This is a genomic window from Microcystis aeruginosa NIES-4325 (assembly GCF_008974145.1).
Taxonomy (GTDB): domain Bacteria; phylum Cyanobacteriota; class Cyanobacteriia; order Cyanobacteriales; family Microcystaceae; genus Microcystis; species Microcystis aeruginosa_G.
The window spans coordinates 1-10,188 of sequence record NZ_BJKP01000059.1; the positions used below are offsets into that span (position 1 = coordinate 1).

Annotated in this window: 11 protein-coding genes and 2 pseudogenes; 6 read left to right on the top strand and 7 right to left on the bottom strand. The window is 44.2% G+C overall.

Annotated elements, in window-relative coordinates:
* Window positions 1-269: pseudogene (locus MiAbW_RS18320) on the top strand (photosystem II D2 protein (photosystem q(a) protein)); the annotation flags it as partial.
* Window positions 270-415: 146 nt separating this feature from the next.
* Window positions 416-943, top strand: coding sequence for a DUF3011 domain-containing protein (locus MiAbW_RS18325; protein ID WP_151697259.1), 528 nt, complete (start codon window positions 416-418; stop codon window positions 941-943).
* Window positions 944-1,437: 494 nt separating this feature from the next.
* On the opposite strand, the gene psaK is transcribed toward MiAbW_RS18325, so the two are convergent.
* The gene (psaK, locus tag MiAbW_RS18330) at window positions 1,438-1,704 is read right to left on the bottom strand and encodes a photosystem I reaction center subunit PsaK (RefSeq protein ID WP_002756861.1); all 267 of its coding nucleotides are present in this window, start codon (window positions 1,702-1,704) and stop codon (window positions 1,438-1,440) included.
* 120 nt (window positions 1,705-1,824) lie between these two features.
* Here psaK and MiAbW_RS18335 point away from each other — a divergent pair, with 120 nt between their 5' ends.
* On the top strand, window positions 1,825-2,463 hold the full coding sequence (locus MiAbW_RS18335; protein WP_151697260.1) for a phosphoribosylanthranilate isomerase: 639 nt from the start codon (window positions 1,825-1,827) through the stop codon (window positions 2,461-2,463).
* Between the two features lie 55 nt (window positions 2,464-2,518).
* Here the strand turns inward: MiAbW_RS18335 and folE are convergent, their stop codons facing one another.
* The 3 genes from folE to MiAbW_RS18350 form a co-directional block, all read right to left on the bottom strand.
* Window positions 2,519-3,217 carry a GTP cyclohydrolase I FolE gene (gene folE / locus MiAbW_RS18340; protein WP_002738197.1) on the bottom strand — a complete coding sequence of 233 codons (699 nt, stop codon included), beginning with the start codon at window positions 3,215-3,217 and terminating at the stop codon, window positions 2,519-2,521.
* 49 nt (window positions 3,218-3,266) lie between these two features.
* Window positions 3,267-3,995 carry an SDR family oxidoreductase gene (locus MiAbW_RS18345; protein ID WP_151697261.1) on the bottom strand — a complete coding sequence of 243 codons (729 nt, stop codon included), beginning with the start codon at window positions 3,993-3,995 and terminating at the stop codon, window positions 3,267-3,269.
* Between the two features lie 336 nt (window positions 3,996-4,331).
* Complete coding sequence (locus MiAbW_RS18350) at window positions 4,332-5,237, bottom strand: hypothetical protein (RefSeq protein ID WP_151697262.1); 906 nt, start codon at window positions 5,235-5,237, stop codon at window positions 4,332-4,334.
* A 44-nt stretch (window positions 5,238-5,281) separates the two neighbouring features.
* Here MiAbW_RS18350 and MiAbW_RS18355 point away from each other — a divergent pair, with 44 nt between their 5' ends.
* Complete coding sequence (locus MiAbW_RS18355) at window positions 5,282-5,689, top strand: hypothetical protein (RefSeq protein WP_151697263.1); 408 nt, start codon at window positions 5,282-5,284, stop codon at window positions 5,687-5,689.
* Window positions 5,690-5,766: 77 nt separating this feature from the next.
* Window positions 5,767-6,126 carry a hypothetical protein gene (locus MiAbW_RS18360; protein ID WP_151697267.1) on the top strand — a complete coding sequence of 120 codons (360 nt, stop codon included), beginning with the start codon at window positions 5,767-5,769 and terminating at the stop codon, window positions 6,124-6,126.
* Here the strand turns inward: MiAbW_RS18360 and nblS are convergent.
* Window positions 6,107-8,098 (bottom strand): two-component system sensor histidine kinase NblS, encoded by a 1,992-nt coding sequence (gene nblS / locus MiAbW_RS18365; protein ID WP_151697264.1) that lies wholly within the window; start codon window positions 8,096-8,098, stop codon window positions 6,107-6,109. The two genes, MiAbW_RS18360 and nblS, sit on opposite strands and share 20 nt — an antisense overlap.
* Before the next feature lie 101 nt (window positions 8,099-8,199).
* Window positions 8,200-8,547 carry a DUF4359 domain-containing protein gene (locus MiAbW_RS18370; RefSeq protein WP_151697265.1) on the bottom strand — a complete coding sequence of 116 codons (348 nt, stop codon included), beginning with the start codon at window positions 8,545-8,547 and terminating at the stop codon, window positions 8,200-8,202.
* Window positions 8,548-8,840: 293 nt separating this feature from the next.
* Here MiAbW_RS18370 and MiAbW_RS18375 point away from each other — a divergent pair, with 293 nt between their 5' ends.
* Complete coding sequence (locus MiAbW_RS18375; RefSeq protein ID WP_151697266.1) at window positions 8,841-9,899, top strand: D-alanine--D-alanine ligase family protein; 1,059 nt, start codon at window positions 8,841-8,843, stop codon at window positions 9,897-9,899.
* A 57-nt stretch (window positions 9,900-9,956) separates the two neighbouring features.
* Here MiAbW_RS18375 and MiAbW_RS18380 read toward each other — a convergent pair.
* Window positions 9,957-10,188 (bottom strand): annotated as a pseudogene (locus MiAbW_RS18380) (Uma2 family endonuclease); the annotation flags it as partial.

Here is a 10,188-nt window from a genome sequence, read left to right on the forward strand (position 1 = left end):
AACGTTGGTTACACTTCTTCATGCTCTTTGTCCCCGTGACTGGTTTATGGATGAGTGCTGTGGGTGTGGTGGGATTAGCGCTTAACCTACGGGCCTATGACTTCGTTTCTCAGGAATTGAGAGCGGCGGAAGACCCGGAATTTGAAACCTTCTACACTAAAAATATTCTGCTTAACGAAGGTCTGAGAGCTTGGATGGCTCCCCAAGACCAACCCCACGAAAACTTTATCTTCCCTGAAGAAGTATTACCTCGCGGTAACGCTCTCTAAAGATGGCAGGAAAATTTACCGAATAGGGGGAAGGGTGAAGTTAAATCACCCTTCTTTTTTGTTGATTAAGGCATTTCAGGCAACTACTACTCATTTTCTGGATGCCCACGTAGGATAAACTAGAGGATTTCTGGGAGATAAAAACAATGTTTCGCCAAATTTTATTATCTAGTCTCGGTTTGTTGCTAATTTGTCCCCTAGGGAGCGAGCCAGCAGCGGCCAGAACCATGAGAATTAATTGTGAAAGTCAAAACGGTCGCACTACCCGCTGTCCCGTAAACGCTAGATGGGCCCAAGTAAGATTAACCCGCACTCGCTCCGCTGCTCCCTGTGAGGGTAATTGGGATTTCCAAAACGGCAATATTGTGGTGAGAAATGGTTGTCGGGGCGAGTTTGAGGTACGCATCGACGACCATCACGGTAATTTTGGTGGCGGTTGGGACGGTAATGTTTACGAAGAATTTCGCCTCCCCAATATCGGTCGTTTTGTCGTCGATCGCCGCAGTTATTATGATAGTGGCAGAATTAGAGAATTTGATGCGATCGTCAATGGCAGTCGCGAGCGTTGGTGGGCCAATTGTCGTGGTGGCGAACTCGGCAGCGGTAGTCGTCGCATCCGCTCATCCCGAGAAATCGATCGAGTAGTAGACTTTGTTTGTGAGGATCGGGGTTAAATAGCTAGATAGCTAAAATGAGTAACTTTTGCTGAAGATAGATTTTAACAACGTTATCAGGTAAGCTAAGATGCCTTTTAACCGCCTATCCTTAGATTACCTGAATCTCTCTAACCCCCCGACGTCGGGGGGGGGGGGTTGGGGGGTCTTGCCTCGAACAGTACCTTGAGAAAACTAAACTCCTTCGCTTTTGCAAAAGAAATCCATCATCGTCATTGGTGTTTTCTCTAGCATTGATCGCTCACTTTTACTTAGTTGCGTAACCAAATTTTACCAGCTCACAAAAAAGCCTTAAAAATCAACATAACAACTTCCTAAATTTTACGATCTATTGGCTGTATTTAACTTCAGTTCGGGATAAGAGAATTAGTGATTAAGGGCAAGCTTAAGAAGTAAAGTGTTTGTCAATGTGAAATTTTGGGCGCAAGCATTGCGCCCCCACTGATCCTTGGACTAGGATTACTGGTTACTGATTACCGATCGCCGATCACTGATTAGAGAATGCCCGCGTTAGAAAGACCGAGAACCAGTCCCGCGCCGAGAATATGGCCAAAACTCATGGTAGCCAATAATTCCGGCAGACCGAAGCTTTTTTTCGAGGCTAACTGCGGCAAGGGTAAAGCAGGGCCAGCCCCGGTATTTTGGATGGCAAAATAACCGATAACGAAGGCTACTAGGTTAGCTAAGGTCATGGTAATGCCGACGGATAAATTCCAGGGAATGGTTTGAGCTGTGGCTAAAAGTAAGGCGGAAGGGATCATTTGCGCTCCAGTCTTGATAAGATTTTGTTAATCACAGGGCATTATAAAAAGCTCTTGACCCGAAACTGCTTTTTGTTTGAATACTTAACAGTTTTTGTAACGTTTTGCGAATAAGATTAAATGCGAATTAAAATTTGCGGCATTACCCAACCAGACCAGGGGCGAGCCATCGCCAATTTAGGAGCTACGGCCTTAGGTTTTATCCTTGTACCGAGTTCGCCTCGTTACGTCAACATCGAGCAAATTAACGCTATTACCGCCGCAATACCCGACAAAATCGATTTGATCGGGGTTTTTGCCGACGAGCAACCGGAAATTATTCAGCAAATAATTGTTAAAACCCCCTTGACAAGTGTGCAGTTACATGGTAATGAATCTCCCGAATATTGCCAAAGGTTGCGGCAATTATTACCCGACCGGGAAATTATCAAAGCTTTGCGGATTAAAGACAAAGAAAGTTGGGAAAAGTCGGCAATTTACTTCAATAGCGTCGATACTTTACTTTTAGATGCCTACCATCCCCAATTGCTCGGCGGTACGGGACATACCTTAGACTGGCAAGCCTTAGCCAGTTTTTCGCCCCCCTTGCCCTGGTTTCTGGCCGGAGGACTCAACCCCGATAATATTAGTGAAGCTTTAACTCGGCTGCACCCCCAGGGTATTGATGTCTCTAGCGGCGTTGAGCGATCGCCGGGTGATAAAGACCTCAAAAAAGTCGCCCTCTTGTTAGAGCGACTGCAAAAATTCAGTGATCAGTGATCAGTTAGAAGGTTTTGGGTGTTGGGGTTTTAGTTGAATTCCCCCATTTCCCTGACTAGAAGAAATTAGGTTTATGACGGATCAGGTTAAGATACTCCTCGCGGGTTTTCTGCTCGTCTTGGAAGACTCCTAACATGGCGCTAGTGACGGTCCAGGATCCCGGTTTCTGCACCCCGCGCATCACCATACACATATGGGTTGCTTCCATGACTACCGCAACCCCTTGGGGGTCGAGAATTTCTTGAATCGCTTCGGCAATCTGACGGGTGAGGCGCTCTTGGACCTGTAAACGACGGGAATACATTTCCACAATGCGGGCCAATTTACTTAATCCGACCACCTTTTGGTTAGGAATATAGGCAACGTGGGCCCGCCCCATGAAGGGTAACATATGATGTTCACAGAGACTAAAGAAGTCAATATCGCGCACTAATACCATCTCATTATGACCTTCATCGAAGATCGCACCATTAACGAGGGTTTCTAGGGATTGTTGATAGCCTTGGGTGAGAAACTGCATCGCTTCGGCCACCCGTTTGGGGGTTTTTAATAAACCTTCTCTTTCGGGATCTTCCCCCACCGAGATCAGGATATTTCTGACCGCATCCATCATCTGTTCTTTATTTTCGTCGGAAGTGGGATGAATTTGAGCGGTTTTGCCATTGTGGGTGTTGCGATCGGGGCGAGTGGTCACGCGTGCTTGGATAGCGTCGGTTAAATTACCGTTTAAACCGTTAGAAGAAGCTATGGTCATAATGAAGATGCCTGTAGGCGAATTGATTGATAAATAGAAGTATTTCGGGTTATAATGCCCCCGCACTGGGCATAATGGTCATCGTTTCCACTACGGCCTGTTTGGGCAGTAACACCGCTTGCAGAATGGCCTGAGCGATGATATCTGGGGTTAACATGGCCGAGCGATCGAAATCTGCTTTGACGCTATCGCTGTCCCAGATGGGAGTATTGACAGCTCCGGGGGTGATAATCGTGACGCGAATGGCGTTGGCCCGCTCCTCGATCGCTAAAATGCGAGAAAATGCCACTAATCCAGCTTTGCTGACACTATAGGCCCCCCAATCGGGGAAAAAATTATCGGCGGCGATCGAGGAAACGTTAATGATCGTGCCTCCTCCCTGTTGACGCATGGCGGGTAGAATCCCCTGCACACACTGGTAAACACTGGTTAAATTCAGGTCGATCACCCGCTGCCAGTCTGACAAAGGTGTGTCAGCTAAGGGATTTGTGTAACCCATGCCAGCATTATTGATCAGGATATCGACCGGTCCAGATTCTTGGGCGATTTTAGCGATACTAGGAGCTACTTCCGGAATATCTGCCAAATCTAAGGGGTAAGCTTGGGCTGATACGCCTAAATCTGCCGCCATTCCCGCCACGGCTGCCAATTTTTGCTGATTGCGACCGATTAAAACCAGATTAATTCCCGCCTTGGCGAAAGCGAGGGCGGTTTCTTTGCCGATGCCGCTACTGGCTCCGGTGATCAGCGCTCGCTGTTGACGAATAACAGAGTTCATGGTATAATCTGAAATCTCTTGATTCTTGGTGGTTAGGGCAAAATTTTGGCGGTTAGGGGAATCCTAGAAAGGTTTAAGGGAGTTTGGTTAGATCGGAGCAATTTTTCTCGCACCAAAACTGCCGCGTCCACTTGGGGCGGGATGAAGCATTGACTATCGGGTAGGTTCAAGATTAAGAATCGTTACAAAATTTTACCTAGCTAATTATACCACTGTTAAGTCAGGGATCACTAATCTTTGTGTATATTTAGATATCTAACCAGCGAGGGAAAAAAGCAGCCTGGTTGGCGAGAATTGTTGAGGCTGCCTTGAAACTCCCTCCCCCCGCGCTGAAAACTACTCACTGGGGGAGATGACAGAGGTGGGTTGAGTGCGATTGACAATCACCACTTGATCGCCGACAACGGGACTTCTAGCGAGGAGAATTCCCTCGTTATCTGTCATTTCCAAGCGGCGAAAATCAAGACTTTGGCAACGTTGAAAAACCGAATTAGCCAATTTATCCTGTTGTGATGCCTCCAGACTATACCAATTATCGCCCAAAATCACTACTAGACGACTAGCCAAAAAGTCCGCTTCTACGGTAGAAATAATGCCGGCGGGATAACGAGTAGTTAAATCTGTAATTTCCTCTTGAATGGCTGCAACTAAACTTTGTTCAGGAGTTAATCGCGGTTTTGCTTTAGTAATCGGGACGGGAATCGGTGCTTCTGGTGCGATTAATTCTGGGGGAGTTGCGATAATTTCCCCAGCAGCCGGGGAAGGACTAGAGACAACTTCAGGCATATTTTCGGCAATTTCCCCGGTATTTTTCGGTAAACTGATTACGGCTACTAAGAGGATAGTGACTAAACTTCCTGTTAACAAGCCGGTAATTAACCAATCGGGAATTTTTTCGCTAATTCCCCCCGGTAAAAGTCGGCGGATTTTGTTCAAAATTGCCGTCCACCACCCTTCCACCTGCTCGAAATCCGGTAAAATATCGTCAATTCCCTCGGCGGCTGCGATGGGAGAATCTGGGGTTAAACTTTGCTCAACTTCTGCGAATTCGTCTGGTTTTAAAGCAGCGGCTAACTGTTGCGTTGAGTTAAGAAGATTATCAACGGCAACTTTTGGGGGTAACATTGTCCCGGTTCCCGTGTTAAGTTGGGAAACGATCGAATTTAACTGCTCGATCGCCTCTTGTAGTCGGATCACTGTTTCTGCTTGGCTGAAATTCTGTCGCTCATTTGGTTGAGTCATAATCTTTCTTAACTCGCTGCCATTCTTTTTCAAAATATCATTCTATGCGCCGTTTTCTCGGTTTTTTAACCAGTATTTTCCTTGTCTTCTTGACTGCTTGTGGTAGTGTCACTCCCCCGAAAGAATTTGCTCCCCCTGGAGAAATCGTCGCCAAAGCCCTTTTATTACAATTTCTTCACACATCCGATCGCCTTAGTCAATCTTTACAGATCGATGAGCCGCAGGTAAAAATTGCTAAAATTAATGTCACCAGTCTAGAACCGATTTATGTGGGCAATTTGCCCGCTTATCACTTGCAGGGGGATTACGATCTAACTCTGCGATTGCCCCATCAAAAAGATACCAAACAACACAACAATTTTGATCTTTATTTACAAAGACAGATTGAGGGGAAAACTTGGCGTTTACTGGAAGAAGTTGCCTCCCAATGGCGCAGCTATTTAGTAAATTAACCGGAAAAAGCCCGGGTATTTTGCTATAGTCTATGATCAACAGCAATGACAATCCTCAAAGGGAAAATTTAGCGATCATGATTACCTGTCCTCGTTGTCAACACAAGGTCGATAGTCAAGCCTTACAATGTCCCTACTGTTCTAATATTTTAAAGGCCTATGGTCATCCCGGCATGACCCTGCATCAAGCCGTCACGGGCGATTTTTTATGTGAAACTTGTCTTTATCATAGCGATGATAGCTGTAATTTTCCCCAACGTCCCTACGCTACCAGTTGCACTTTATACAAAAATAGCCAAATAATAGCCGAAAAAATTCCTCCTCTCCCTCTCTCTAGGGTTTTAAAAAATTGGTGTCTCAGAAATAAGGAATTATTGCTATTATTAACCCTGATTTTGGGCAGTATTGCCTTGGCTTTTATAAACTCACGTCGTTAATTTTTTTGCTGGCGATCGAGCCTTGATATAAATCTAGATCAAACCAGAAAGTTGTGCCAATGCCCACTTCACTAATCAGATTAATTTGACTATAGTGTTTTTCGATAATATTTTTAACGATCGATAATCCTAATCCCGTCCCTTCTAGGGTATGAACGCGATTTTCTACCCGATAGAAGCGATCAAATATGGCACTTTGATCCTCGGCATCGATGCCAATACCGGTATCGGATACTTCCACGCGAATTTTGATAGTTTCTTGGGGATTATCTTTGCTTATTGTATAGGCACGAATCACCACTTTGCCGCCAGCAGGAGTAAATTTTAGGGAGTTACCGACTAGATTAGTTAATACCTGTAAAAGTAGATCATAATGACCTAAAATTGGTAGTAAATTGGCTTCAATGTCCGAGCTTAATTCTAGTCCTTTATCCCTAGCATTGAGTTGATAGGTTCTCAGGGTTTGTTCGATTAATTGTCCGATGTCGATCGCATCTAAGTTATAGTTACGGGAGGATTCTAACCGAGAAAGATCGAGAACATCATTAACTAAACGAGTTAAGCGATCGGTTTCATGGTTGGCGGTTTCTAAAAACTCTCTTTTTTCTGTATCGCTGAGATCCTCACCAAATTCTGTTAGGGTTTCAATAAAAGATTTGATGTTAAATAAAGGGGTTCTTAACTCATGGGAAACATTGCTAATAAATTGACTTTTAGCCTCATTTAATTCTGCTTCTCTGGTGATATCCTGTAGAGTCATGGCAATCCCCCGAACATTCTCCCGATACTGATCGAATACCTGAGTTAACAAAATGCGAATTGTGCAGGGTTTCGGGTTAGTTAAAGATAATCTAAATTCGGACGGGGCATAATTATTATTATCCTGATCAATAACAGCATTTTTCTGATTTTGATTAGCTGCTTCTTCTGGATGGAGGGTTTCTCCTGCCGCAATTTGATAGAGAGGTTTAGTTAGTTTAACCGTTAACTCCGAAGGAAAAAGATGTAGAACATTTTGACCGATAATTTCCCTGTCTTCCCAGCCAAATATTTCCCGAGCTGCGGAATTAATTAATAATAATTGAAAATTAGTATCTAAGAGAATTGCTCCATCGGCAATAGTGGACATTAACGTATCTAGTTTGGCTTTTTCGGCGGTCATTTCTTCGATATTTTGTTCTTCGTATCGTTCTAACTTTTCCGCCATTTCATTAAAACTGAAAATTAATTCCCCTAACTCTCCTCCCAGGGGTAAATCCACGCGCTGCTTAAAATTTCCTGCCGCAATATTTTTGACCCCGACTAATAACTCCTTGATCGGTTTAGTGATAGTTAAAGCATTAAAAACTGCCCCGAGAATCACCATGGCCCAAATCGAGACAAAAACGGCAATAGTAACATCACGGGTTAGATTAGAAGAAGCCACCACAATAGCGTTAGGATTGATACCGATCGCCAATACTCCCAAATATTTGCCTTCGTGATTTAAGGGAACAAAGACATCGGTTACTTCACCATCGGGGGTTTTATGCTGACGGACGAGGGGAGTTTCCCCATTTTCGCCATAATTTTCTGGTAATTGAATGCGACGCTCGATCGTCAGGGAATTCTTAACTTCGGCGGTAGAATAGGGAATACCGAAAAATATTTGACCCTCCTCGTTAGCGTAGATCAAATAACGAACACTCGAGGTACTACTATAAAAACGGGCTGAAAAACGGGCTAAATCGGTTAAATTGTCCTCAGCAATCAGAGGGGAGACATTCGCGGCTAATAACAGCCCCAAATCCCGGCCAAAACGGGTATCATTGAGACGGACATCCTGCTGGATCGTGTTAACCGCCCAAAAGGTTAAACCACTCATCAACAAAGAAACGGCTAAAGTAGCCGCAGCCATTAATTTAGTTTGGAGGGTGAATTCGGACCACCAACGGGCGATCGCTTCTCGGAGACTAGGGAGAAAATTAAACACGGTTAGGCAGGATTAATCTGTATTCTTGACGAATCTATCGCTCAAATTGCGGGTTAATATGATTATCTTAACCCATTATTTAAGCTGGCACTAATCAAGGCCTAAGTCTCCGAGAAAGTCAAGAAATGCCCAAAAGCGCCAAGAGTTCTAATTTTAGCCACCCCTGGTACTTCTGTGGTGTAGATACTGAACACACCTAAATTTTGCCGTTGACTAGAGGTTTCGATCGCTGGTTTTAAGATTTGATTTTTGATGATATTTCTGGCTGCCACCGGCAAAGAATCGATCGAGTCACAGAGACTGATTTTCTCGCAAGCGATTTTGTCGGCATGAGCGAGGAGTTTTTCTGCGGCGTATTCGCTGTAAAGTTCTTGGGGGGGATTGGTAAATCCCATTATCCCCGCTACTACCCCCAAGGCGATCGCTCCCTTGAAGAAATTACCCCCCATAGCTATTTAGCTCCTTGATTTTGTCTTCTCCACTCTATTTTGACAAGACATTTTCGATCTGGCTAGGGGGACAAAAGAATCACCGTTCACCTGTCCCTAAGCTTATTTAGAAACTGTCCGTAAATGGATATTCAGGGGGAATTGCTTGGGTTTGTGTAAGGCTAGAGTCAGATTGATTACAGTAAGCTGTTGCTGTAATCAAAGTCTCAATCATTTGGCACTATGGTCAACCCCGCCCATAGTATGATAGTTGAACTCTAATTTAGGATCTAGCTGGCTCTAGAGGGGATAACATGGACAAGATCAAGGTGGGATTATTGTTTGGTGGTCGATCGGGAGAACACGAGGTATCTATTAATTCGGCTCGATCGATCCTGCAAGCGTTTAATTACCCCGAAAATCTTGACCAATACGCAGTTATACCCTTCTATATCGATAAAAATGGCTGTTGGCATTCGGCAGCAACTGCTAGACAAATTTTAACCTCTGGGCAACCCCTAGCTATTGAGAGTGATATAAAAGTCAATATCTGGCAATTTCCCCCAGAAGTGAGCGAAATTGAGGTTTGGTTTCCAATTCTCCACGGACCGAATGGGGAAGATGGCACTTTACAAGGATTACTCACTCTCATGCGGGTTGCTTTTGTGGGTAGTGGGGTACTGGGTTCATGCTTGGGAATGGATAAAATTGCCATGAAAACTGCTTTTGCAGCTGCCCGATTACCCCAAGTTAAGTATAAGGCCGTAACCCGCTCGCAAGTGTGGTCAAATCCCTGTATTTTTCCGCAATTGTGCGATCAAATCGCCGAGGAAATAGGTTATCCCTGTTTTATTAAACCAGCTAATTTAGGTTCTTCGGTGGGTATTAGTAAAGCGCGCAACCAGCAAGAATTAGAGGCTGCTTTAGATAGTGCTGCTAGTTATGATCGACGGATTATTGTTGAAGCAGCAGTAACCGCAAGAGAGATCGAATGTGCAGTTTTAGGTAATGATAATCCCCAAGCTTCTCTGGTGGGAGAAATTACTTTTGATAGTGATTTTTATGACTACGAAACTAAATATACTGACGGGCGATCAAGTATGGTAATTCCCGCTAATATTCCTGATAAAATTGCTGATCAAGTGCGAGAAATGGCTGTAGAAGCATTTAAAGCTGTGGATGCTGCGGGATTGTCGCGGGTAGATTTTTTCTATGTAGAAAAGACGGGGGAAGTGTTGATCAATGAAATTAATACTCTGCCGGGGTTTACTAATTTTAGTATGTATCCCCAACTCTGGAAAGCCACCGGTTTGGAGTTTGATAAATTGGTCGATAAGTTGGTACAATTAGCCTTAGAAAGACAGGAAAAATAAGGTTAAATTACCACCGTTTCTAGGATAGTAATTACCTAGCCTAGAGATATTGATCAATTAGATAGTTTCAGGATCAATGCCCAATTCTCGTAATTTTGCCGCTAATCTTCCCCTTTCCAAGATAGCTTGTTCTTTTTCGAGGATAGCCTGTTCCTTCGCTTGTCGTTCCTGTTCCCTTTCTAAAAGAATCTGTTCCTTTGCTTGTCTTTGCTGTAATTCAGCTTCTTGGGGAGTGGGAACCAATTGACCATCAACGGTAAAATAACGCAGTTTACGGTCAAATATGCCT

Excerpts from the sequence above, each read along its gene's own strand:
- MiAbW_RS18325 (WP_151697259.1), top strand. The coding sequence starts at position 416 with ATGTTTCGCCAAATTTTATTATCTAGTCTCGGTTTGTTGCTAATTTGT.
- psaK (WP_002756861.1), bottom strand. The coding sequence starts at position 1,704 with ATGATCCCTTCCGCCTTACTTTTAGCCACAGCTCAAACCATTCCCTGG.
- MiAbW_RS18335 (WP_151697260.1), top strand. The coding sequence starts at position 1,825 with ATGCGAATTAAAATTTGCGGCATTACCCAACCAGACCAGGGGCGAGCC.
- folE (WP_002738197.1), bottom strand. The coding sequence starts at position 3,217 with ATGACCATAGCTTCTTCTAACGGTTTAAACGGTAATTTAACCGACGCT.
- MiAbW_RS18345 (WP_151697261.1), bottom strand. The coding sequence starts at position 3,995 with ATGAACTCTGTTATTCGTCAACAGCGAGCGCTGATCACCGGAGCCAGT.
- MiAbW_RS18350 (WP_151697262.1), bottom strand. The coding sequence starts at position 5,237 with ATGACTCAACCAAATGAGCGACAGAATTTCAGCCAAGCAGAAACAGTG.
- MiAbW_RS18355 (WP_151697263.1), top strand. The coding sequence starts at position 5,282 with ATGCGCCGTTTTCTCGGTTTTTTAACCAGTATTTTCCTTGTCTTCTTG.
- MiAbW_RS18360 (WP_151697267.1), top strand. The coding sequence starts at position 5,767 with ATGATTACCTGTCCTCGTTGTCAACACAAGGTCGATAGTCAAGCCTTA.
- MiAbW_RS18370 (WP_151697265.1), bottom strand. The coding sequence starts at position 8,547 with ATGGGGGGTAATTTCTTCAAGGGAGCGATCGCCTTGGGGGTAGTAGCG.
- MiAbW_RS18375 (WP_151697266.1), top strand. The coding sequence starts at position 8,841 with ATGGACAAGATCAAGGTGGGATTATTGTTTGGTGGTCGATCGGGAGAA.